25 protein-coding genes are annotated in these 24691 nt (G+C 32.4%); 17 read left to right on the forward strand and 8 right to left on the reverse strand.

Features of this window, described 5'->3' with window-relative positions:
- The first annotated feature begins 184 nt into the window (after positions 1-184).
- The gene (locus tag AST02_RS01375; protein ID WP_069815159.1) at positions 185-418 is read left to right on the forward strand and encodes a hypothetical protein; all 234 of its coding nucleotides are present in this window, start codon (positions 185-187) and stop codon (positions 416-418) included.
- Between the two features lie 140 nt (positions 419-558).
- Here the strand turns inward: AST02_RS01375 and AST02_RS01380 are convergent, their stop codons facing one another.
- Both AST02_RS01380 and sroA read right to left on the reverse strand, forming a co-directional pair.
- Entirely contained in the window at positions 559-777 is a 219-nt protein-coding gene (locus tag AST02_RS01380; protein WP_069815340.1) for a DUF2922 domain-containing protein, read from the reverse strand.
- A 16-nt stretch (positions 778-793) separates the two neighbouring features.
- The gene (gene sroA / locus AST02_RS01385; RefSeq protein WP_069815161.1) at positions 794-1000 is read right to left on the reverse strand and encodes a sigS mRNA-stabilizing protein SroA; all 207 of its coding nucleotides are present in this window, start codon (positions 998-1000) and stop codon (positions 794-796) included.
- A gap of 148 nt (positions 1001-1148) precedes the next feature.
- Here sroA and AST02_RS01390 point away from each other — a divergent pair, with 148 nt between their 5' ends.
- The 9 genes from AST02_RS01390 to AST02_RS01430 all read left to right on the forward strand — a co-directional run bounded on the left by AST02_RS01390 (position 1149) and on the right by AST02_RS01430 (position 10118).
- Positions 1149-1700, forward strand: a complete 552-nt coding sequence (locus tag AST02_RS01390) for a tyrosine-type recombinase/integrase (protein WP_069815163.1) — start codon at positions 1149-1151, stop codon at positions 1698-1700.
- 23 nt (positions 1701-1723) lie between these two features.
- Complete coding sequence (locus tag AST02_RS01395; protein ID WP_069815165.1) at positions 1724-4120, forward strand: DUF4040 family protein; 2397 nt, start codon at positions 1724-1726, stop codon at positions 4118-4120.
- Positions 4107-4532, forward strand: coding sequence for a Na+/H+ antiporter Mnh2 subunit B (mnhB2, locus tag AST02_RS01400; protein ID WP_002508405.1), 426 nt, complete (start codon positions 4107-4109; stop codon positions 4530-4532). The genes AST02_RS01395 and mnhB2 overlap by 14 nt, the downstream gene beginning before the upstream one ends.
- Positions 4529-4879, forward strand: coding sequence for a Na+/H+ antiporter Mnh2 subunit C (gene mnhC2, locus AST02_RS01405; protein WP_002508404.1), 351 nt, complete (start codon positions 4529-4531; stop codon positions 4877-4879). The genes mnhB2 and mnhC2 overlap by 4 nt, the downstream gene beginning before the upstream one ends.
- Complete coding sequence (gene mnhD2, locus AST02_RS01410) at positions 4866-6371, forward strand: Na+/H+ antiporter Mnh2 subunit D (protein WP_069815167.1); 1506 nt, start codon at positions 4866-4868, stop codon at positions 6369-6371. The genes mnhC2 and mnhD2 overlap by 14 nt, the downstream gene beginning before the upstream one ends.
- Positions 6371-6853 carry a Na+/H+ antiporter Mnh2 subunit E gene (mnhE2, locus tag AST02_RS01415; RefSeq protein ID WP_069815169.1) on the forward strand — a complete coding sequence of 161 codons (483 nt, stop codon included), beginning with the start codon at positions 6371-6373 and terminating at the stop codon, positions 6851-6853. Before mnhD2 ends, mnhE2 begins: the two co-directional genes overlap by 1 nt.
- The gene (mnhF2, locus tag AST02_RS01420; protein WP_021339612.1) at positions 6850-7152 is read left to right on the forward strand and encodes a Na+/H+ antiporter Mnh2 subunit F; all 303 of its coding nucleotides are present in this window, start codon (positions 6850-6852) and stop codon (positions 7150-7152) included. The genes mnhE2 and mnhF2 overlap by 4 nt, the downstream gene beginning before the upstream one ends.
- Positions 7127-7573: a Na+/H+ antiporter subunit G gene (locus tag AST02_RS01425; RefSeq protein ID WP_069815171.1), complete on the forward strand. Its 447-nt coding sequence runs from the start codon at positions 7127-7129 to the stop codon at positions 7571-7573. The genes mnhF2 and AST02_RS01425 overlap by 26 nt, the downstream gene beginning before the upstream one ends.
- A 493-nt stretch (positions 7574-8066) precedes the next feature.
- Positions 8067-10118: a cation:proton antiporter gene (locus AST02_RS01430; protein ID WP_069815173.1), complete on the forward strand. Its 2052-nt coding sequence runs from the start codon at positions 8067-8069 to the stop codon at positions 10116-10118.
- 772 nt (positions 10119-10890) lie between these two features.
- Here AST02_RS01430 and mntC read toward each other — a convergent pair.
- From mntC to AST02_RS01445, 3 genes are read right to left on the reverse strand one after another with little or no spacing between them, the layout of a single operon-like run.
- Entirely contained in the window at positions 10891-11832 is a 942-nt protein-coding gene (gene mntC, locus AST02_RS01435) for a manganese ABC transporter substrate-binding lipoprotein MntC (RefSeq protein ID WP_069815175.1), read from the reverse strand.
- Complete coding sequence (locus AST02_RS01440; protein ID WP_141714373.1) at positions 11829-12665, reverse strand: metal ABC transporter permease; 837 nt, start codon at positions 12663-12665, stop codon at positions 11829-11831. The genes mntC and AST02_RS01440 overlap by 4 nt, the downstream gene beginning before the upstream one ends.
- A gap of 23 nt (positions 12666-12688) precedes the next feature.
- Positions 12689-13411, reverse strand: a complete 723-nt coding sequence (locus AST02_RS01445; protein ID WP_069815179.1) for a metal ABC transporter ATP-binding protein — start codon at positions 13409-13411, stop codon at positions 12689-12691.
- A gap of 120 nt (positions 13412-13531) precedes the next feature.
- Here AST02_RS01445 and AST02_RS01450 point away from each other — a divergent pair, with 120 nt between their 5' ends.
- A complete protein-coding gene (locus AST02_RS01450) occupies positions 13532-14176 on the forward strand; it encodes a metal-dependent transcriptional regulator (protein ID WP_069815181.1) in 645 nt (214 codons plus the stop codon).
- Between the two features lie 147 nt (positions 14177-14323).
- On the opposite strand, the gene AST02_RS01455 is transcribed toward AST02_RS01450, so the two are convergent.
- Positions 14324-15073, reverse strand: coding sequence for a M50 family metallopeptidase (locus tag AST02_RS01455; RefSeq protein WP_069815183.1), 750 nt, complete (start codon positions 15071-15073; stop codon positions 14324-14326).
- Positions 15074-15315: 242 nt separating this feature from the next.
- On the opposite strand from AST02_RS01455, the gene tarA reads away from it, so the two are divergent.
- A complete protein-coding gene (gene tarA / locus AST02_RS01460) occupies positions 15316-16062 on the forward strand; it encodes an N-acetylglucosaminyldiphosphoundecaprenol N-acetyl-beta-D-mannosaminyltransferase TarA (RefSeq protein WP_069815185.1) in 747 nt (248 codons plus the stop codon).
- A gap of 78 nt (positions 16063-16140) precedes the next feature.
- Here the strand turns inward: tarA and tagH are convergent, their stop codons facing one another.
- Complete coding sequence (tagH, locus tag AST02_RS01465) at positions 16141-16935, reverse strand: teichoic acids export ABC transporter ATP-binding subunit TagH (RefSeq protein WP_069815187.1); 795 nt, start codon at positions 16933-16935, stop codon at positions 16141-16143.
- 394 nt (positions 16936-17329) lie between these two features.
- On the opposite strand from tagH, the gene AST02_RS01470 reads away from it, so the two are divergent.
- The 4 genes from AST02_RS01470 to tagD all read left to right on the forward strand — a co-directional run bounded on the left by AST02_RS01470 (position 17330) and on the right by tagD (position 20921).
- A complete protein-coding gene (locus AST02_RS01470) occupies positions 17330-18130 on the forward strand; it encodes an ABC transporter permease (RefSeq protein ID WP_069815189.1) in 801 nt (266 codons plus the stop codon).
- Between the two features lie 152 nt (positions 18131-18282).
- Positions 18283-19374: a teichoic acid glycerol-phosphate primase TarB gene (gene tarB, locus AST02_RS01475; protein WP_069815191.1), complete on the forward strand. Its 1092-nt coding sequence runs from the start codon at positions 18283-18285 to the stop codon at positions 19372-19374.
- Positions 19371-20429 (forward strand): glycosyltransferase family 2 protein, encoded by a 1059-nt coding sequence (locus AST02_RS01480; RefSeq protein WP_069815193.1) that lies wholly within the window; start codon positions 19371-19373, stop codon positions 20427-20429. Before tarB ends, AST02_RS01480 begins: the two co-directional genes overlap by 4 nt.
- A gap of 93 nt (positions 20430-20522) precedes the next feature.
- Entirely contained in the window at positions 20523-20921 is a 399-nt protein-coding gene (tagD, locus tag AST02_RS01485; protein ID WP_069815195.1) for a glycerol-3-phosphate cytidylyltransferase, read from the forward strand.
- 230 nt (positions 20922-21151) lie between these two features.
- Here the strand turns inward: tagD and pbp4 are convergent, their stop codons facing one another.
- Positions 21152-22444, reverse strand: coding sequence for a penicillin-binding protein PBP4 (gene pbp4 / locus AST02_RS01490; protein WP_069815197.1), 1293 nt, complete (start codon positions 22442-22444; stop codon positions 21152-21154).
- Between the two features lie 240 nt (positions 22445-22684).
- Here pbp4 and AST02_RS01495 point away from each other — a divergent pair, with 240 nt between their 5' ends.
- Entirely contained in the window at positions 22685-24403 is a 1719-nt protein-coding gene (locus tag AST02_RS01495; RefSeq protein ID WP_069815199.1) for an ABC transporter ATP-binding protein, read from the forward strand.
- Positions 24404-24691: the final 288 nt, after the last annotated feature.

Below are 24691 nucleotides of genomic sequence, written 5' to 3' on the forward strand. Positions count from 1 at the left end.
TGTTTTTCCTATGTTTAAATTATTTAAAAGAATATTAGCTTTTTAGTTTATTATGATGTACACAACACAGAAAATATAATAGAATACGTATGTTAATGGTTTTTGGGAAATAAGATTAACAACTATGAAGTAATAATAACTTTATAATAATAAAAGCTTTTGAAGAAGTGAGTGACTAATTATATTGAAACAGCTTTCCATAATTCGACTAACAGATGAGGAAACTTTTTTTGTTGGAGCAGGAAGTAATGATGGCATTAAGAAAAATCAATTTATAGAAGTGTTGAATCCAAGAAGATCTTATAAAAATTTAGCTCAAATTGTTGAAGTGTATGATAAATATGCAATATGCAAGAAGTTAGGTAAGAAAAAGATATTTTTTGGTGATAAGGTTAGATTGAGACCCTTTAGAAATTAATGGTATAATTGAATAATATTGTGGTTAACTAATGTGCTGTATAAACAGTCAATTTTCTGCATAAAAGGAAGGCCTGAAACAATTGTTTCAAGCCTTTTTTAGTTAATCATTTAACTCAATAGCTTTATATTGAGAATTAACTAATTTTCAAATAGAACGTTGGTTGTCTTATCTATTAATTGGGCACCAAATACTTTTGTGGGGATGCCTGTTTTGGGTCTCAAAATATCAAGCGTGATTAATTTATTCATGCCATCTTTAACTGTACTTTCATTTACTGGATGTTCAATCTTAGGTAGTTGCAATTTGATAGTTTTATTCACAGCATCATTGAAAATAAGTTCTAATGTTTGGGACATCATGTCATTCTCCTCCTTAATTAATTATTTCAGTTTTAATAACTTCTATAGTGTCAAAGTGCTCTCCAGTAATTTGTTCAATAATAGATTTGAAGCTTTTTATTTGTTCGGGTGTTGATTCTGTATTTAAATTTGCGAAATGACGCTTGAACTTTAAAGCTTTTCCATCTTGATCGTACAAAACACGGGATAATGTGACTGCAAGCTGTTTAATTTGATTCATTTGCTTAACCTCCTTTCACTCTATATATCGAATAAACATGTTAAAATGGTCAAAAATTTTTTGAGAAATTCGGTTTAAATACTTCCATGTGACATAAATATCATATATCATTAAATAAGAAACATTCAATTTGTTAAGAGGTGAATATATGAATCAAGTGGACCCTATAAGGGATATAAAAGAGATAAAGTCTATGTATGAAGTCTTAAGTAATAAGTCGAAACGAGACTATTTATTATTCAAATTTGCAATACATACTGGTGTTAAACTTTCTGAATTACTAAATCTTAGTGTGGTAGATGTAAAAGACGAACACGATGATATTAAACAATATTGGCTAGAGGGTCATGCTCCCAATATTCATATTAGATTACCCGACACATTGAGGAATGAGTTAATGATCTTTATTACAGAAGAAGATCTTAAAAATGATGAGCTATTGTTTCGCTCAAATAGAACTTTAAAAGGTTTGTCAAGACAACAAGCATATCGTATTATCCATGCTGCTGCTGAAGAGTTAGGCATGTTACATATTGGTTTGACGACGTTGAGAAAGACATTTGCTTATCATGCTTATCAATCTGGTATTTCTATTTCTATTATTCAAAAATATTTAGGTCATCAAACAACTTTTGAAACGATGAAATTCATAGGTATTTCTGCGAAGACAACTAAAACAACAATAGCTTTAAACTTATAAAATATAATTAAGGGAGGGATATGATGAGTTTAATATATTTACTGGGTGCGTTGATTATAATCATGGTAGCGGTATTGTTCACGCTAACCAGTCCTAAATTGCAGCGATTTGCAGGTCAAATTGCTTTAATTGCACCGATTATTTCTTCGATTTACTTTTTATGGCAATTACCTCGAGTGATGGCGGGACATTTTGTAACGGTTAAGATTCCATGGCTGACACTCTTAGATATCAATATTGATTTTAGATTAGATGGATTGAGTTTATTCTTCAGTTTATTAATTTCACTCATTGGATTAGCCGTATTTTACTATGCAACTCAATATCTATCTAAAGAACATGATAATTTACCACGTTTTTATGTATATTTATTACTATTTATGCTCAGTATGCTAGGTATCGTTACTGCTAACAATACGATTCTGATGTATGTGTTTTGGGAGTTAACAAGTGTATCCTCGTTCTTGCTTATCGCCTATTGGTACAATAAAGGTGATAGTCAATTTGGGGCCATACAATCATTTATGATTACAGTTTTTGGTGGTTTGGCATTACTAGCAGGCTTCATTATGATTTATACTGTAACTGGCACAAATTCAATAACTTCAATTATTGCACAGAGTGATAAAATTGCCCAAAGTGACTTGTTTATACCTATTATTATTCTCATCTTAATAGGGGCATTTACAAAGTCAGCTCAATTTCCATTTCACATCTGGTTACCGAAAGCGATGGCTGCGCCAACACCGGTAAGTGCCTATCTACATTCGGCAACAATGGTTAAGGCAGGTATATTCTTGCTCTTTAGATTCACACCTGTATTAGGTTTAAGTGATTTCTATATTTATTGTGTTACGTTCGTTGGTCTAATCACAATGATTTTTGGTGCAGTCAATGCGACACGCCAAGTCGATATGAAAGCAATATTAGCTTATTCTACTATTAGTCAACTAGGTATGATTGTATCAATGGTAGGACTTGGTGGAGGATTTGCGCAACATCCGACAGGTGAACTTTCTAAAATTTATGGTTTAATACTGTTCGCAGCTTTATTCCATTTAATGAATCATGCTTTATTTAAAGGTGCACTGTTTATGGGTGTAGGTATTATTGATCATGAAACAGGTACAAGAGATATTCGTCGTTTATCAGGTTTAAGAAAAGTGTTTCCTATTACACATATCATAATGTTACTTTCTGCCTTATCGATGGCAGGTATTCCATTTTTAAATGGCTTCTTGAGTAAGGAAATGTTCTTTGACGGACTTGTGAGCGCGCACCAATTACCCCAATTCAATATATTCCTTACGATAATTATTGCAGTGATAGGTGTTGTAGCTAGTATATTCACTTTGATTTATGCAGTTTACATGATTAAGGAAGTTTTCTGGGGAGATTATCAGAAAGCAGATTTACCAATAAAAAATCCACACGAACCATTTATGTTCACACTACCTTCTGCAATTATGATGATTTTGTTACCGGTCATATTCTTTGTTCCAAATATATTTGGACATTATATAATTTTACCAGCGTTACGAAGTATCACAATTGGAGAAAATGTAGATAAAATAGTGCCACATGTATCGCAGTGGCACGGATTTAATTTACCGTTGATTTTAAGTTTTATTGTAATGATTGTAGGTTTCACAGCAGCATTTAAAATTGATTGGAAAAAATATGCTGATAAGATAAAAGTGAAATCAATTACAGATTTATACTTAGGATCATATAAACAATTTGAACACTATTCAGGATATGGAATTCGTAGCTTAATGAATAACCGTTTAAATCATTACATCACATTAACTTTACTTATTTTTATAATGGTTGTGGTATATGGAGTTATTCAAGCAGGATTTCCAAAAGTGCAACAAATTCATGTGAGTGAATTTGGCCCGTTAGAAGTAATTACATTAATTGTCGTATTTGTACTAGGTATTGCGTTAACATTTATACGTCAACGTTTAACAATGGTTATTTTAAACGGAATTATCGGTTATTGTGTAACGATATTCTTTATATTAATGAAAGCGCCAGATTTAGCATTAACTCAATTAGTTGTAGAAACAATTACAACAATATTATTTATTGTTAGTTTTTCAAGACTACCTAACGTACCGCGTACAAAAGTTCACAAAAAACGTGAAGCGGTCAAAATTATTGTATCGCTCTTGATGGCAGTGATTGTAGTCATGCTCGTGTTTATTGCACAGCAAAGTGACTCGATGCCTACAATTTCGACGTTTTACCATGATGCATACGAATTAGCAGGCGGAAAGAATATTGTAAATTCCATTCTTGGTGACTTCCGTGCACTAGATACTTTATTTGAAGGTATGGTGCTCATCATTGCTGGTTTAGGAATTTATACATTACTTAACTTTAAAGAACGGAGGGGTCAAGATGAAAGAGAATGATGTTGTATTACGAACGGTAACCAAGATTGTCGTTTTTATATTGTTAACTTTTGGATTTTATCTGTTTTTGGCAGGTCATAATAATCCAGGTGGCGGCTTTATTGGTGGTCTTGTATTTAGCTCAGCATTTATTTTAATGTTCTTGGCCTTCGATGTTAAACAAGTGTTAGTCGCTTTGCCTTTAGATTTTAGAATATTAATGATTATAGGTTCATTAGTTTCATTTGCTACTGCAGTTGTACCTATGTTTTTTGGTAAACCGTTCCTTTACCAAACTGATGCATATGTACAATTACCTTTATTAGGTGAAGTACATTTAACGACCGTAACGTTATTTGAAGCAGGTATTGTATTATCTGTTGTAGGTGTCGTCGTAACGGTTATGTTATCTATAAGTGGTGGTCGTTCATGAATCTTATATTATTAATGGTTATTGGCTTCTTAATATTTATCGGAACGTATATGATATTATCAGTTAATTTAATAAGAATCGTTATAGGTATTTCTATATACACGCATGCAGGCAATTTAATTATTATGAGTATGGGTCAATATGGCAAGAATATGGTTGAACCCTTGATTGGAGAAGGTAGTAAAAACTTTGTTGATCCTTTATTACAGGCAATTGTTTTAACGGCGATTGTAATTGGCTTTGCAATGACAGCTTTTCTATTAGTACTTGTATATAGAACGTATCGTGTAACAAAAGAAGATGAAATCGATGTATTGAGAGGTGATGACGACGATGCTAATGAGTAATTTATTAATCCTACCGTTACTTCTTCCAGCAGTTTGTGCATTAGTCCTTGTCTTCATCCGTACAAACAGTAGATTGTCTCGAATGTTTTCAATTGGAACGATGGCTGTTACAACAGTTATTTCATTGTTCTTATTAATTCATGTAATGTATAACAAACCTATTGCCTTAGATTTTGGAGGATGGGAAGCACCTTTTGGTATTCAATTTGTTGGTGATTCATTAAGTTTATTGATGGTTACTACATCCAGTTTTGTTGTTACGTTAATTATGGCTTATGGTTTTGGTAGAACAGAGAAAAGAGCAATACGCTATTATCTACCAAGTTTCATCTTATTCTTAACTGTAGGTGTTATAGGTTCATTCTTAACAGCTGACTTATTCAATATATATGTCATGTTTGAAGTTATGTTATTGGCATCTTTCGTACTTATCACATTAGGACAGTCCATCGAGCAATTACGTGCAGCAATTATTTATGTGGTACTTAATATACTTGGTTCATGGTTGTTACTTCTAGGTATTGGTTTGCTTTATAAACTGACAGGTACGTTAAACTTTGCCCTTGTAGCACAGCGATTGAATGAGATGAATGACAAAAGTGCTATAACAATTGTGTCTATGGTCTTTTTAATTGCGTTTGGTGCTAAAGCTGCATTAGTGCTCTTTATGTGGCTACCTAAAGCCTATGCAGTTTTAAATACAGAACTTGCAGCACTGTTTGCAGCATTAATGACTAAAGTAGGGGCTTATGCATTAATCCGCTTCTTTACATTGATTTTTGATGGTCATGAAGGCATCACGCATCCATTACTGGTATTTTTAGCTTGTATTACAATGCTGATTGGAGCATTTGGCGTACTCGCTTATCGTGATATTAAAAAGATTGCAGCATATCAAGTTATACTTTCAATTGGATTTATCATATTAGGATTAGGATCAAATACCTACGCTGGTGTTAATGGCGCTATTTTCTATTTAGCTAATGACATTGTCGTTAAGACATTGCTATTCTTTATTATTGGTAGCTTAGTCTATATTACTGGATATAGACAATATCGAAATCTAAATGGTCTAGCCAAACAAGAACCATTCTTTGGCGTAGCTTTTGTAGTTATGATCTTAGCAATCGGAGGCGTGCCGCCATTTAGTGGTTTCCCTGGTAAAGTATTCATTTTTAAAGGTGCTATAGAAAACGGTAATTATATTGGCTTAGCTTTAATGATAATTACCAGTTTAATTGCAATGTTTAGCTTGTTCAGAATCTTCTTCACGATGTATTTGGGTAATGAGAAGAAAGCTGAAGAAACAGCATTAAAAAAAATACCTACGTATCGTAAAGGTCTCATTGGCATATTAACAGCAGTGATACTAGCTATGGGACTTGCGGCGCCATTGATTTTCAAAGTGACAGATAATGCGACACATTTAAATATGGATGATGGACTATATGAAGAAATGGTTAACCCTCATTTAGTGAAGGAGGATAAATAATGCAACAAGTCTTGCTTAACATTGTCATTGCTTTTTTATGGGTGCTTTTTCAAGATGAAGAATCTTTTAAAGCATCAACATTCTCCGCAGGTTATCTTATAGGCTTATTAGTTATCTATATTTTACATCGCTTTTTCGGACAGCAATTTTATCTGAAAAAAGTTTGGGTAACAATTAAATTTTTAGCTGTTTATTTATACCAGTTAGTCACATCTAGCATGACTACAATTAATTACATTTTATTCAAAACTAAGGATTTAAACCCCGGTTTAGTAACTTATGAAACAACATTAAGTAGTGATTGGGAAGTTAGCTTTTTAACAATTTTAATTATTATAACGCCTGGTTCAACAGTAATAAGAATTTCAAAAGAAAAACAAAAGTTCTTTATACATGCAATTGATGTCTCAGATAAAGAAAAGCAAAAATTGCTGAAAAGTATTAGACAATATGAAGGACTCATATTGGAGGTGGCAGAATGATAGAATCCCTTATTGATTTTTTCATTACAAGTGCACTGATTTTGTTTGGAATTGCATTATTATTAACTTTATTTAGATTGATTAAAGGACCAACGACTGCTGATAGGGTAGTTGCTTTTGATACCGCAAGTGCGATACTTATGTCTATGGTAGGTATGCTCAGCATCGTCTTTGGTACATTCTCATTCCTTGATTCAATTCTACTGATCGCTATCATTTCATTTGTAAGTACCGTTTCCATTTCTAGATTTATAGAAGGGGGGCACGTCTTCAATGCAAATAACAAGCGAAATCGTTAATTTAATAGCAGCATTTATGATGTTTTTAGGAAGTATTATCGCATTAATAAGTGCAATAGGTTTAATTAAATTTCAAGATGTATTTTTACGAAGTCATGCATCGACTAAAAGTTCTACACTTTCAGTATTACTGACGCTTGTAGGCGTTATTATTTATTTTATTTCTTCACAAGGTTATTTAAGCGTGCGACTTATTTTGGCATTGGTGTTTATTAATTTAACGTCACCAGTCGGAGGTCACTTAATATCACGTGCCGCCTATCGCACAGGGGCTTACATGTATCGTAAAAGTGATGCGCCAAGACAAACAAATATATTGTTGAGTTCTAAAGAAAATAATACATTTGATATGTTGAAAAAACGTGCAGAAAATCGTGAAGAACGTAGACGTAATGCGTATGAAAAAGACCAGGATTACTAAAATATATAAATGCTTAAAATGATAAGGGTGAGACATAAATAGCTCATTCTCAACTTTGAAACACCAATCTATTATTTTCTAATGGATTGGTGTTTTGTTTTTATAATCGGTATAAGCTGCTTTCATCATTTTTTTAATTATCTAGAGTACGTATGTATCATACTCATTTTGTATATGCATTTTAGTGTCATTTTAATATTAAATTATGTAACACTATTTAATCGCTTATTAGACTGTATATTAGAAGATAAAAAAGAAAATTTAACTTTTCAAGTGTAATACGTTTAAGCAAAGGGTAAAAAAATGATAAAATAATATATATTTGTAATTGTGTTAATTTAAAAAATATTAATCAAATAGGTGATAGGGATTATACTATTTGTTATTAGTGTGTAAGAGTTTGAGACACAGTATGTTCATTTAAAAAACGATATTATTTATTGTTTCAACCTCAACAATTATGAAAATAATTAAGTTGAAAAGAGGTGAAACCTTGCAAATATTTGAGACGATACTCATTTTTTTAGCACTGGTTATCGTTAGCTCACTTGTGCACATTTTTATACCGAAAGTGCCTTTAGCCTTCATTCAAATTATACTCGGTATGTTGGTTTATGTGATACCTGTGCCCGTTGAACTTCATTTCGATTCAGAATTGTTTATGGTTGCATTAATTGCACCATTACTTTTTGTAGAAGGGGTTAAGGTTTCGCGTGTCCACTTAAGGCGCTATATTAAACCGGTGCTAATGATGGCATTAGGTTTAGTTATTACTACTGTGATTGTAGTAGGGCTTTTTGTTCATTGGATTTGGCCTGAATTACCAATGGCTGCAGCTTTTGCGCTTGCTGCTATATTATGTCCTACAGATGCCGTTGCAGTTCAAGCTATTACAAATGGAAAAGTGCTACCGAAAGGATCTATGACAATTTTAGAGGGTGAATCACTTTTAAATGATGCTGCGGGTATCATATCTTTTAAAATTGCTGTAGCAGCACTTGTGACAGGTGCGTTTTCAGTGACGCATGCTGTTGAACAATTTCTTATTTCTTCAATAGGTGGTTTTATTGTTGGACTTCTTATTGGGGTAGCTTTAGTAAGATTTAGAGTGGCGTTATCTAGACGTGGTATTGAAAATATTAATATGTTCACATTTATACAGCTTGTTACGCCGTTTGTGACATATATAGTGGCAGAAATGTTTCATTCATCAGGAATCATCGCTGCTGTAGTTGCAGGTTTAGTACATGGTTTTGAACGTGACCGTATTGCACAAGCACGTACGAGATTGCAAATGAGTTATAACCATACTTGGAATATATTAGGCTATGCATTAAATGGTTTTGTATTTTCTATTTTGGGATATTTAATACCTGAAGTAGTAGGAAGAATTATAGAAAATGAACCACATAATTTAATCTTCTTAATTGTCGTTACTTGTTTAATTGCACTTGCGATATATTTATTTAGATTTTTGTGGGTGTTCATACTATATCCTTACTTTTACTTACCAGTCAGTCCATTCCAAAAGATGATTTCTTATAATGAAGATAATAAGAAACCGACAGAAGCACCTCCAAAACGTGGCATGTATGCGTTTATTATGACGGTGTGCGGCGTTCATGGCACAATTTCGTTAGCAATCGCCTTAACTTTACCGTATGTGTTAGCGGATCATCATTCTTTTGTTTTTAGGGATGATTTACTTTTTATAGCATCTGGAATGGTAATTATTAGTTTGATTGTTGCGCAATTTATCTTACCATTAGTTACACCAAATGCTGAAAAGCCGAAACAAAAAGGAATGAGTTTCAAGCAGGCACGTGTTTTAATATTAGAAAAAGTCATTGATAGTTTAAATCAAATGTCATCTGTAGAATCTAGTTTTCAATATGGTAATGTAATCAAGGATTATCATGAGAAATTAGCATTTTTAAAAACTGTGGAAAATGAAGATGAAAATACGAAAGAACTTCAAAGACTACAAAATATTGCATTTGCTGTTGAAAATAGTACGTTAAATAGTTTAGTAGAAAATGGGGATATAACTTCAAACGTTCTAGAAAACTATATGCGTTATTCTGAACGTACGCAAGTCTATAAGCAAGCTTCTTTACTTCAACGTATAAAGGTTGAATTTAGAGCTTTGATTTTAAAACGAAGAATTAAACGTAAAGTTAAAACCAATGCAGCTACTTCATTGTCAATCATCGACAACTTGCGAGAAATCTCTAATGTTGTGCGTACAGTACATTACCGTGTTGTAAGTCGTTTAGGTAAAGAAACAACTGAAGATAATAAGTTAGAAGTAGGAATGATTTGTGATAGTTATCTTATACGTATAGATAACTTAACACCATCTAATTTCTTTAATGCAAAAAACGAGAATTCAATAACAAAAATTAAATTAACGGCACTTAAAGAGCAACGCCGTGTGTTAAATCAACTTGTCGAAGACGAAGAGGTAAGTGAAGTTACTGCTTTGAAAATACGTGAAGCAATAAATTATGATGAAATGATTATTGTAGATAGTTTAACGGACTAATGAATAAATTTTAAATAGCAAAAAAGTGACAGAATATATATTCTGTCACTTTAGAGTGTCGACAAAGTCTAAGATTTTGTTGGCACTTTTTTGTGCATAAATTCCGCGGAATAGCCTCAGCATGAAGTCTTCGGCTAGTGATTTTCTCGCAGGAGTCGACCCAAATTAATGCCATTTTTAAACAGTAATAATATATGTAAATTAAATAGTGAAAGTTTTGATGATGGAAGATCATTAATAGACCCTGTAATTCTAGTGAATATATTACTCATTCAAAGATTATTTGGAATAAAGTCAATGAGGTAAACGATTGAGTAATACATTTGTAAAAGGAATACATAAGCGAAACTAACTTCCTTTTAGAGGGTTAAAGGAACGCCTGAGCTGTTGTAGTGGATCACATATGCTAAAGCATATGCGTAAGACTTACTAATCGCAATGAATTGGAAAGTAAGTCTTTATGCATAAGAGCCACTATATTAACAGGGAGATTAAGGAACGCCTGAGCTACAGCTCATGCATAAAAACACCTAAACACTAAAGTGAATTTTTAAGAGGAATACTTGCGCTATGGCGCATGCATAAGCGAAACTAACTTCCTTTTAGGAAGAAGTTTCGCTAAAAAAAAGCTCCATCAATGGGGGAGGAATCTACCATTGATGGAGCTAAGGAGATGATTTTAAGGCTTGAATACCACCATGCCGTACGTTATAAGGAGGGTAACGAACGACATGGGGCTATTCACCTATAAAAGGTTAAATAGCCTATCGATTTATTCCATGCTACCATGTACTGTTTCGATATTTTCTTTCATCATATTGTAATAAGAGTCACCTTTAGATCCTTTTTCACCAATTGAATCAGTAAATACTTCGCCAAAGATGTCTTTTTTCGTTTCTTCACTTAAACTTTGCATACTCTTCTTATCAACGCTCGTTTCAACAAGTAAATGTTTCAAATTATTATCTTTTACGAATTGAACAGCTTGTTTCATTTGTTCAGGTGTACCTTGCTTTTCAGTGTTAATTTCCCAAATATAGCCAGGTTTAATGTCATATTGTTTAGAGAAATATTTGAAGGCACCTTCACTTGTAATCATTGCGCGTTGCTCTTTAGGAATATCATTGAATTTATCATGACTTTCATCATTAAGTTGTTCCAGTTCTCCAAGATACTTTTCACTTTGAGCTTTGATTTCGTCATTATGTTTTTTATCATGTTTTAATATTGTATCTTTGATTGTTTCAACATATTTAATACCATTGTCTAAACTTAACCAAGCATGTGGATCTTGTTTTGATTTGTCACCTTCGCCACCTTCTAAATACAGTGGTTTTACATTTTCAGAAGGTTTTACTACTGAATCATCTTTAGTTGATTTATTGGCTTGACTTAATGCTTTTTCAAACCAACCATTTCCTGTTTCTAAGTTTAAACCGTTATAAAAAATTATATCTGCATCAGTTAATGCTTTGATGTCTTTTGGCTTAACTTCATATTCATGAGGGTCTTGGCCAATTGGTACAATACTATGTATTTCAACATTATCACCGGCAGTGTTTTTGACCATATCGTATAATATTGAATTTGTCGTAACAATTTTTAATTTATCGTTTGAAGCTGAATCATTTTTCTCATTTTTTTCATTGCTCCCATTGCTACATGCACTTAAAAAAAGGATGAAAACAAGTGCAATTGCTATTATTTTTTTCATATAGTTTGTCCTCTCTTATTAAAAATTTGAAATTTACTTAATATAAAAGTAACGACGTAAATCAAGAATGCGCATAATACAATTGTTGCGCCACTTGGTAAATTATAAAGATAGCTAAAGTAGAGACCAACAATCGCACTGATTGTACTAAACAGACTTGATATAATCATCATTGTATGTAATTTTTTGGCAATTAAGAATGCTGCTGAGGCTGGCGTAATTAATAACGCGACAACTAAAATAATACCGACAGTTTGAATACTGGCTACAGTTACAAGAGACAGTAACAGCATTACAAAATAATGAGTTATTGTAGTGTTTAGACCACTCATTCGGCTAAATACAGGGTCAAATGTTGAGACCATTAACGGTCTGTAAAATAGTATGATTAATATCATAACAAGCACACCAACAACAATTGTTGACCAAAATGTTGATTGAGTTACAGCAAGCAAGTTACCAAATAATATGTGGTATAAGTCAGTGGTACTGTTAATCAAACTGATTAAAATAATACCCATCGCTAAAAATGCTGTAAAACTGATACCGATTGCAGCGTCTGGTTTGGTTTTACTATTTTTCGTAATAAAGCCAATAAATATGCTGGCAATCATACCTGTAATGAGTGCCCCGATAAACATAGGTATCCCGAATAAGAAAGATAGAGCTACACCAGGTAACACAGCATGACTCATCGCGTCACCCATTAACGAAAGCCCTCTAAGGACGATAAGACAGCCAACTGTACCACATACAATTCCAACTACGATTGAAATAATTAAGGCATTGCTTAAGAATTTATAATCGAGTAAATGTTGAACGAATTCCATAATAAATTTATCTCCTTTCTGTTGTTTTAAGTCGCTTCATTTTTTGTGGTTGAATTTAAAAATGTATTATTCAAATTCTCTGGTAGCATTGCAGTACTACTGTCACCAAAATAACGAATTGTTTTGTTTAGAAGTATGACACGATCAAAATACTCTTCAGTTTTTGATAAATCGTGATGGACAATTAAGAGTAATTTACCTTCACTTTTCAATTTTTGTAGTTGTGTCATAATGATTTGTTCACTATGGAAATCAATGCCAACAAAGGGCTCATCTAACAAATAAAGCGTACTTTCCGTCATTAGCGCACGTGCGACAAGTACACGTTGTAATTGGCCACCACTTAATTGTGAAATTTGACGATGACGTAAACTTTCTAATTCCAAGGTTTTCATCAATTGATTTAACCGTTTTTTAGTTTCTGACGTAACCCATTTAATCCAACCAATATCTTTGTATGCGCCTGATATAACAACATGTTCGACATCAATTGGAAAATCTAAGTCAATATGTGCTTTTTGTGGGATATAGGTGATAGATTTTAATGAAGTATGTATATCATCATCGTTTAAGCGTGCAGTCCCAGTAGATTTAAACTCCCCAATAAAAGATTTGAGTAAAGATGATTTCCCAGCACCATTTGGTCCCATTATGCCAATAATCTCGCCTTTTATAGGTATGTTTAAATCAATATCTTCTAAGACATGTTTATTCCCTAAAGTTAGATTTAGATTTTCTACCTTTAACATATTAGACCTCCTTAATAATATTTTTAGGCTAACCTAATTTATTTTATAATATACCATGAAGATTTAGCGTGTCAAGTCGATTCGTGATACAATGAAGTGAATGAGTTGAGAGGTGAGATAATGCTAACTGAAGAAAAAGAAGACTATTTAAAGGCGATTTTAACGCACAATGGTGATCATTTTTTTGTTTCAAATAAGACACTATCCCAATATTTAAACATCAAACCACCTTCAGTCAGTGAAATGGTTCACCGTTTAGAAAAAACTGGGTATGTTGAAACAAAACCATACAAAGGTGTGCAGCTTTCAGATAAAGGTTTAACATACACGCTGGATATTATTAAGCGTCATCGTTTAATTGAATTGTTTTTAATAAAAATATTGAAATATAATTGGGAAGAAGTACATCAAGAAGCAGAAGTTTTAGAGCATAAAGTATCCAATTTGTTTGTAGAACGATTGGATAAATTATTAGATTATCCAATCACTTGTCCTCATGGCGGCGTGATACCACGTGATAGTAAATACAAAGAACTTTATACCACGAATTTACTTACATTTGAGGCTGATGATAAGGTAACGATTAAACGTGTTCGTGATCGTACTGAATTACTGATATATTTATCGAGCAAAGATATATTAATTGATGAGGAAATTAAAATCATTAATAAAGATGATACAAATAAAGTGATTATTGTCCAAAAAGACGAAAACGTGACAATTTTAAGCTATGATAATGCAGCGCATATTTACGCTGAAAAATAAATGATATTTCTGGAGTGGATTGCTTTTAGCAACCACTTTTTTTGTTTTTTTAAAGCTTGAAATAAGCGCATTTTCAATTCAGTCAGCCCCTGCTAATATAAAAATAAGACTGAGACATGTGATATGTCCCAGTCTCAAGCTAAGTTATTAAGTAAAAAAGTACCCATGAAATAATTGATAAATGGTGAAGATATTAATCGCTATCCATATTAAGCTGTAAATAAAAGTAGGGACATGTGTTAATTCTTTTAAAGTACTACCATCCCAAGACACAGGTTGTTGTGAGAAGGTCAGTTTAAAAATAGTGACTGAAGATTGCAAGACTTCGCCTAATAAAACACCTAATATAAAGTGAGATGTAAGACTTACAATGTAAAACATCATTAATTGATTATCACTTTGGAATAAAAAATAGAGTAATGCAATAAGTAAAATAACCATGAAGATTGGCAGTATCTTTCTTGAAGTCAGTATTAAAAAATAAATAAATATAATTAAGTACGCACTTATAAATAAACTGGGGTATTGAAATTCAATAGCTAAAAAACCTAAAAATAACATGAGTGGTGGCATGATATAACCACCGAATGTAGTGATAGATTGACCGAAGCGACTTTTTGATTGTGTCACAGCGAATCCTTGTTGCGACGTAGCAACACGTTCAGTAGGAGATGCAACGATAACTAAATCTTTGGCTTTCCCACCACTTATTTTATTGAATAAAATGTGTCCAAATTCATGTGTTAATACAGGGATGTAATTTAAATATATATCTAAAATTCGGTTTATCGGTTTATTACGATAATTATGAATAATTATATAAAGCAGAGCTATAAGCATAACCCAATATAAATTGAGTTGAATAGCTGAACTGAAAAATTCATGTATTTTTGTCATATGATTACCTCGATTTAAAATTTCAACAACCTCATATTTATTAAAGAAGTAAGGTTGTCATAGCATAATCTATAGTATAAAGTAATTTAGACAAGAAAGCATTTAGACTTTTGATGTATATTATAAGAATGAAAGTAAGAACAGTTTTAAAATTTCTGTAAATCGCGTAATGTGTTAATATTACAATAATAATTAAACGTTAAATTACATTTGATGTATTTTGAGTTAGGAGATCACCAACCATGACGGAAAGCAACAAATTAAATAAAGTAAACGTCTTATCAGTATATTTTGATAATGCTACTTTAGAGGACATGCGAGAGAATGTTAAACACTTTTTCTTATCCAATAGTCCAGAAAATTTATTTATTGTTACTGCAAATCCAGAAATAGTAGATTACGCTACGGACAATGTTACATACCGTAATTTAATTAATAGTGCGAATTATGTCATCCCGGACGGCACAGGCGTTGTAAAAGCTTCTAAGTTACTTAGAACCCCCTTGAAAGAACGAGTGCCTGGCATTGAACTAATGGAAGAATGCTTGAAAATCGCTAATGCCAATCATCAAAAAGTGTTTTTACTAGGTGCAAAGAATGAAATTGTTATCAAAGCACAACAAAATTTAGCACAAAAATATCCAAACATTCACTTTGACTTTCATCATGGTTTTTTTGATTTAACAGATGAAATGGTATTAAGACAAATCACCTCATTTAATCCTGATTATGTTTTTGTGGGAATGGGATATCCTAGACAAGAACACTGGATTGAACGACACATGAATACATTTACTCAAACAGTATTGATGGGCGTAGGTGGCTCGATAGAAGTGTTTAGTGGCACGAAGAAAAGAGCGCCCGCATTATTTAGACGCTTGAATTTAGAGTGGGTTTACCGTGTGATTATAGATTGGAAACGCTTAGGAAGAATGAAATCAATACCTCGATTTATATTTAAAGTAATTAAAGAAACGCGCAAGAAGTAAAAAAGCGTAAACTGCAGTTTAAATTCACTGCAATTTACGCTTTTATTTTTTTACATGAAACCAGTAGTAATTCTTGTGTTATTTAACTACAAACCTAGAATTATCTAAATCACTTCTGAATTTCTTTTGATCTTCTTTAGAACGTTTTTTAAAATCATTCAAGAATTTTTCATATTCAGGTAATACATCGTTTAATTCGCCGAATTCTTTAAGTTTACCTGCTTCAATCCAAGCAATCTTAGTGCAGAAATCACGGACTTGTTTCATATTATGACTTACAAAGAAAATAGTTTTGCCTTGTTTTTTATATTCGAATATTTTATCTAAACATTTTTGAGCGAACGTTTGGTCACCAACAGATAACGCTTCATCGATGACTAAAATATCTGGATTAGTAGTAATATTAATCGAAAACCCTAATTTTGCACGCATACCACTCGAATATTTTTTAACTGGTTGATAAATAAATTCTCCAAGTTCACTGAATTCAATGATTTCAGGAGTTAATTTTTTGATTTCTTTTCTAGTGAAGCCCATGCATAACATTTTAAATTCGATGTTTTCAAACCCTGTTAGTTGGCCATTTAGCCCTGCATTAATAGCAATCACGCTTACATCGCCTTCACGTTTGATACCGCCACTCGTAGGAGATAATGAACCACCAATCATATTGCTTAGTGTAGATTTTCCAGAACCATTGATACCAACAAGGCCAATGACATCACCTTCGTGTGCCGTTATAGAGAGGTCATTTAAGGCATAAAAAGTTTTATTCTCATGAAAAGGGAGAAGGACATCCTTTAAGCGTTCTTTGTTATTACGATAAATACGATATTCTTTAGTCACATTTTTAATGTCAACCGATACATTCATAATTTTACCTTCCTTATTTACAGTTACTCTTATTGTATTATATATTATATTAGTTGTTAAATTTATAAACCTATTGTAAAGTAAGTGAGTACAATTTAACGTAGTGAAGTTTTATACAGTTGTTAAATTCTACTGAACTTACGTTATAAAATCAACTATAAAGATAAATTAATGAAAAATATAAAGTTACGATAGCTTATATCTCATTTTGCATTAACGTTGTTTCATCACTTAGTATACAAAAATATATCATTTTTAGCACTTTTTAGCTATTCTGATTTACGATAGTAAATGAAAGTTGTTATGATAGACAATAAAGCGTATATTAAATTTAAGTGTAACATCGCAAATGAAGTGTGATAAGGTAAATCGATTGAAAGTGTGGTTTATTTAAATGAATGCAGTGTGGGTAGTTTTTAGAGAGCATTTTAAAAATTTCTATCTTATTCAAAGATTGGCGCAGTTCCAAACGAAAATCACTAATACGAATAACTATTTAGGCACGGCTTGGGAACTAATTAATCCTGCAATGCAGATTATGGTTTACTGGTTCGTGTTTGGTTTAGGTATTAGAGATAATGGACCTGTAGATGGCGTGCCATTTATTTATTGGTTGCTCGTAGGTATTAGCATGTGGTTCTTTGTTAACCAAGGTATATTAGAAGGTACAAAATCAATAGCGACTAAATATAATCAAGTGGCAAAAATGAATTTTCCACTGTCGATTATCCCATCGTATATTGTAATGAGTAGATTCTATGGACATCTTGCGTTACTTGTTGTAGTTATTTTACTTTGTATGTTAGCAGGTTATTATCCTACGATTTATACGTTGCAGCTGTTTTTATACGTGCCATTTGCACTAATTCTTACAACAGCAATTGCATTATTTACTTCAACGCTTGGTGTACTTGTGAAAGATACCCAACAAGCGATTCAAGCATTGATGAGAATGGTGTTCTTTGCATCTTCTATCTTGATTGTGCCACCAGAAGGCATTGTAAAAGATGTAATGAAATTAAATCCTATATATTATCTTGCAGAAGCATATCGTTCTGCAGTGCTACATAAAGAATGGTACTTTATTACGCATTGGGAATTGACGCTTTATAACATGTTTATTATTATCTTCTTATTTGTAGTAGGTTCTATTATGCATATGCGTTATAGAGATCAATTTGCAGACTTTATGTAAGTTGAAATTTAAAATACTAACTCATATTATTTGAGTGGACATGAATCCTTTAATGACTGAAATAGTTGTTAAAGGATTTTTCTATAATTTTTAGTGTAAGACAGATATAATGTAAACAATAGTAGTCGAAATTTAAATTGGCGGTGGAACTTTTGAGACAGATAATCAAAAAGCTTTATATGTTTATCATTAACTTGTTAAATTTGATTTATAGTAAGAAAAAGCTGAAAAATAATCATATCGTGGTCATGATGACATTTGCAGAAGATGTATTGCCCATTGTTGAAGCGCTAAATAGAAAATTCTATAAAATTACAGTAATAGGTAAAGAAGAAAATAGAAAATATATGCAACAATTTGAAAATGTGACATTTCTAACTGCAGGTAATAAACAAGTATTACAACATATTAAAGCATTAAGCACAGCCAAGGTGATTATAATAGATACGTATTATTTAATGTTTGGTGGTTTCAAGAAAAAAAAGAATCAGACTATGATCCAAACATGGCACGCTGCTGGTGCACTGAAAAATTTTGGACTCCAAGACCACCATGTAGACTTATCGAATAAACCAATGGTTAATCAGTATCAAAAGGTTTATCAAGCTACAGATAAGTATTTAGTGGGCGGAGAACCTATGGTCACTTGTTTTAAAGACGCATTTGAAGCGGCGGATGAGCAGTTTTTAAAAACAGGCTTGCCAAGATTAGTGCCTTATACATTATTAAATGTTGAAAAAAGACAGCAAGAGCTTAAGAAACAATATGGTATAGAAGGAAAAGTAGCGGTATATGTGCCGACATATAGAGAACATAAGCAATCTAACCGTAATATTGATAAAGTGAATTTTGAAAGTGCTTTGCCGAACTATACTTTATTAAGTAAACTACATCCCTCTATAGCAAGCGATAATCAAACAACGATTAACTTGCAATCTCTGATGATTATGGCAGATGTGATTATAAGTGATTATAGTTCATTAGCAATTGAAGCAAGTATTTTAGATAAACCTACATTGTTTTATGTATACGATGAGCAACAATATGAAAAGGAACGCGGTTTGAATTCATTTTATTATGATATACCCGTTCAATATAAAGCTTATAGTGAAGATGAGTTAGTGCGTAAACTACAAGAAAATAGTATAGAATGGTCACCATTATTTGAAACGTGGCATGAGTACAATGCTAAAGATAGTTTAACGCAAGTCATTCACTATATTGAGGAAATGGTGAAACTATGAAAATATCAATAATTATTCCTGTATATAATGCAGCAAGTACAATTCGTAGAGCGATTGCATCGGTAGATACGAAACAAAATTATGAAATTATCTGTATCAATGATGGCTCTACCGATGAGAGTAAAACAGTTCTAGAGCAATTACAAAAAGAATACCCAAATATAACGCTAATTAACCAGGAGAATAAAGGTGCAGCCGCAAGTAGAAATAAAGGACTTGCGCAAATGACTGGTGACGTATTTATGTTTTTAGATGCTGATGATGAATTTTTAACGAGTAGAATTGATTTTATGGCAGATTTTTATCAAAAAGCAGAAGATGTAGATATCGTTTTAGGTCAAATAGCTAAAGGCAAACATGGTGAGTGGCAACCAATATATACGCATCAAGAGATTCAAAAGCTGGAAAAGGTAGATTTAGCACACTGTCCTGATATCATGCAGTCAATTGGTCCAGGTGGGAAGATGTTTAGCGCGCAATTTGCTGATTTACGATTTGATGAAGATGTTGTTTTTTGCGAAGAACATCGTTTTATTATAACAGCGTATAAAAAGGCGAGAAAAATTCAATTATTGCCCAACATTGTATATGGATATAATGAAGTAGAGGGATCCGTTACAAATCAACGTGCAGAACAGTTTGAATCATACATGTTAGATGCTTTAAAAGTGAGAACGCGTGTAATGGATATGTTGTTATCCAAGTATGAAAGAACATATTATAGTTATCGTATGGACGAATTAATAGTAAGTTATCTACTACAAGCATATATCGAAAAAAATAATGTAATCACTAAAAAATTATTAGATACTGTAACAACATATATCAAAGCGATGCAAAAAACAGATTACTCTGGTAAGGCTATGTTTAGAATTATTAAAGTAGTTGAACAAGGCGGTAAAAAATGGAATAAAGTACTCTATCAACAATGGAGAGAAACACTTTTAAGCGTTGGAATTGGCAGACCTAATTATTATCGTTTTAAAGTAGAAGTACTGCCAAAGCGTGTAAAATCAAGAGGAAAGATGAAATTAAAACATTATTTGAAACGCTAAAAAATGACGAAATTCGTAAACTTTTGAGCAATATGCTATAATTTTTAAAAATGTAAATTTTAAATTAATATTCTGTAAAGGGAGCATATACTTATGAAACGTGTTATTACTTATGGTACGTATGATTTATTACATTACGGACATATAGAATTATTGAGAAGAGCCAGAGAAATGGGCGATTATTTAGTTGTAGCATTATCAACAGATGAGTTCAATCGCGTGAAAAATAAAAAATCATATTACAATTACGAACAACGTAAGATGATGTTAGAATCAATTCGTTACGTTGACCTAGTTATTCCAGAAGGCGGTTGGGGTCAAAAAGAAATTGATGTTGACCGTTATGAAATAGATACATTCGTTATGGGTCACGATTGGGAAGGTGAATTTGATTTCTTGAAAGAGAAATGTGAAGTCATCTACTTAAATCGTACAGAAGGTATCTCAACAACTAAAATTAAAAAAGAACTTTATGGTGATACAGAAAAATAAAGTGAGTTTGACATTGAATTTATGTCGAAGTAATCATTTTAAAACTGAATATTAAAGTTAACAAACCCAAGTCGTCTCGTTTTTGTGTAAACACAAAATTGAGACGACTTGGGTTTTTATTATGAAAAAAACCACTGTCATATCAATTCGTTTTGAATCGAATTTAATGGCAGTGGTTTTAAGATAAATATATTGAATAGGAGCAGTGCTATTCAACGGTCAAGACTTAATTATTTACGTTTTGATTTTTTTCTAAATCGATCTAAAATGAGATAAACAATAATTGCAAGTGCAGCAATGATTAAGACCGTGCCCAATAACGTTAGTATTGGATGGTCATCCCATGAAGATTTTACAACTGTAGTTGTTTTATGAACGAGTGGTTTTTTCACACTTACTGTTGGTGGACCGTATTTATCAGAAATAAATTCTCGATCATAATCAACGTGGATTTTGCCATCTTCTACCACGAGTTTGTAATCATTTTTATCAAACTCTTTTGGTAATACATCATAAAGGTCTTCTTCTACATAATACGTATCGCCATTAATTTCTTGTTCTCCTTTAGATAATATCTTTTCACGTTTATATTGATCAAAGGACATATTCATTAAGGCGTTCCCAATCTTATTGCGTTCTTTCTCTCCACCGAGTGACTTATAATTGCCAGCTCCCATGATAGCCTGATTAATTCTAAAACCATCACGTTCGGTTGTAATCGTGTGATTGTAATCTGCGATGTCGCTTGAACCGGTTTTCAAACCGTCAGTACCTTCTAAACTCATATCAGCACCTTCAAGTGAATGATTAAAGGTGTAATAAGTAACGCTGTGTTGTGTAGGTGCAAGCTGTTTTGTAAAGTGTAAGATTTTTGGTGTGTCTTGAACTGCACGTTGTGATAAAATAGCAAAATCTTTCGCTGTTGATGTAGAACTCTCTTGATCTTTATATTTCTCTGGCGCAAAATCCTTTAACAGAGTATTTTCTGCGCCTGTTGGGTTAACGAAATGAGTGTTTTTCATACCTAGAGATTTTGCTTTTTCATTCATTGCGTCCGTAAAATCTGAAGTATTACCAGAAACTTCTTTTGCTAAAATAAGTGCAGCAGCATTACTAGAGTTTGAGACTGTTATTTGAAGTAATTCTTTGATAGTGTAAGTCTCACCTGGGTATAGTTTCGTGTTGCTAATTTTTGGTAAAGTGGACATTCGATAATGATCTTCTGTAATTTTTACAGTATCATCTAAAGATAACTTTCCCTTATTGACTGCATCAAGTGTGAGGTACATTGTCATCAGCTTGGTCATTGAAGCAGGATACCAATCTTTATTCATCTGATACTGATAAAGAATTTGACCTGTTTGAGCAACATTAACTGCACCTTCTGGCTGGTAGTCTTCGGAAACACTTTGACCGTATTGGTTTGCCGCTTGAGTAGGTGTTACTGTTTCTGCATCGGCAAAAGGTGTTATAATTGTACCAACGAAGAGTACAGTTACGATTGTCAGAATTAACTTTCTCATAATTACATTCCCTCTTAATATATTCAGTTTTAGTGCAATAGAAATATCTTAGCACATTTAGGTCAATAATAAAATGTTATAACAATGGTTTTTAGCCTTGTTGTGCTATAGAGAAATGATTGTATGAAACCTTGTTGTGTGGAGTTGTATATGTTACATCTGTATTACTATTATGGTGAACTGCTCACTTTCATCAAATAGTAACTGAATTTCAAAATAATTTTAGAAGAGGTAATAAACATGAAGCAAGAGAATCCATTGTTCTACTTATTTAAAAAATTATCTTGGCCAGTGGGGCTGATTGTGATTGCTGTAACAATTTCTTCATTAGGTAGTATCACAGGACTAGCCGTACCTTTTTTCACTGGTAAACTTGTTGATGAATTTTCTTTTGAAGATATTAACTGGATGTTCATTGCCGCATTTATAGGTATATTTATCATAAATGCGTTACTGAGTGGTTTAGGTTTATATTTATTAAGTAAGATTGGTGAAAAGATTATTTATGCCATTCGCTCAGTTTTATGGCGACACATTATTCATTTGAAAATGCCATTCTTTGACCAAAACGAAAGTGGTCAATTAATGAGTCGTTTAACAGATGATACAAAAGTAATAAATGAATTTATCTCACGTAAATTGCCAAATTTATTACCTTCCTTATTAACAATTATAGGTTCGTTAATTATGCTTTTTATAATGGATTGGAAAATGACATTATTAACTTTTATCACAATCCCATTATTTATTCTTATCATGATACCTTTAGGTAAGGTTATGCAAAATATATCTAAAAAAACGCAATCAGAAATTGCTAACTTTAGTGGTTTGCTTGGCCGCGTATTAACAGAAATGCGTTTAGTTAAAATATCAAGTACTGAAAAGCTTGAATTGGATAATGCGCATAAAAATTTGAAAGAAATTTATTTTTTAGGTTTAAAACAAGCAAAAATTACAGCTATCATCCAACCTATAACTGGAATGATTATGTTACTTACGATAGCTATTATTTTAGGTTTTGGTGCGATTAGAATTTCTACTGGTGCGATTACGGCCGGAACATTAATTGCAATGATCTTCTATGTTATTCAACTTTCTGCGCCACTCGTTAATTTATCTACTTTAGTGACAGATTATAAAAGAGCAGTAGGTGCTAGTAGTCGTATTTATGAAATTATGGAAGAACCTACTGAACCCTTGGAGTCGAATCAAGGAAGCGAAATCATTGATGGTAGCCTAACATTTGCGAATGTTGATTTTAAATATGGCGTTAAACCAATACTTTCAAATGTCTCTTTTGATATACCACCGAGCAAAGTAACGGCGTTCGTTGGGCCATCGGGGTCAGGTAAAAGTACAATCTTTAATATTATAGAACGTATGTATGAAATTGAAGATGGTCACATTACATATGGTGGTAAATCTATTTATGATATCTCGCTAGGAGATTGGCGTGAGAAAATTGGTTACGTTATGCAATCTAACGCATTAATGAACGGTACAATCAAAGATAATATTTTGTATGGTATTAACCGTGAAGTGACAGAGGATGAGTTAATCCATTTTGCACACTTAGCCAATTGCCATGAGTTTATTGAACAATTTGATGATGGCTACGATACGATAGTAGGCGAACGTGGCTTGAAATTATCTGGTGGACAGCGTCAACGTATAGATATTGCACGAAGCTTTGTTAAAAATCCAGACATTTTATTACTGGATGAAGCTACTGCCAATTTAGATAGTGAAAGTGAACGTAAAATTCAGGATGCCTTAGAAGAACTAATGGAAAATCGTACAACAGTTGTTATTGCTCATAGACTTTCTACGATTAAAAAAGCAGAACAAATTATATTTATTGATGGTGGCGAAGTTACAGGTAAAGGAAGTCATCAAGAATTAATGGCAAATCACGAAAAGTATCAACAATTTGTACGCACACAAAATTTGTCAAAATAGTAAAAAGTGAAAAACACGTTCGAAAACTATGTTGATGTATTCGCTTTCATAAGAAAACACGGACATTTCTCTTTTGGATTTATGTTTTTAGTAACGATAATCGAACCATAAAATTGTTATTTTATATAAAGTCCATACATGCTATAATTATTGTGCATTATTAAGAAACAATGACTTAAAAAGTAGATATTTAAATTTATAAATAAGTGAATTAACTAAACAGGGATAAGCAATATAAAAGCAAACACATTAGAGATTGTTATAAATGTGCAATTAACTAGTTTGGCA

The sequence above is a fragment of the Staphylococcus equorum genome, from assembly GCF_001747895.1.
Lineage (GTDB): Bacteria > Bacillota > Bacilli > Staphylococcales > Staphylococcaceae > Staphylococcus > Staphylococcus equorum_A.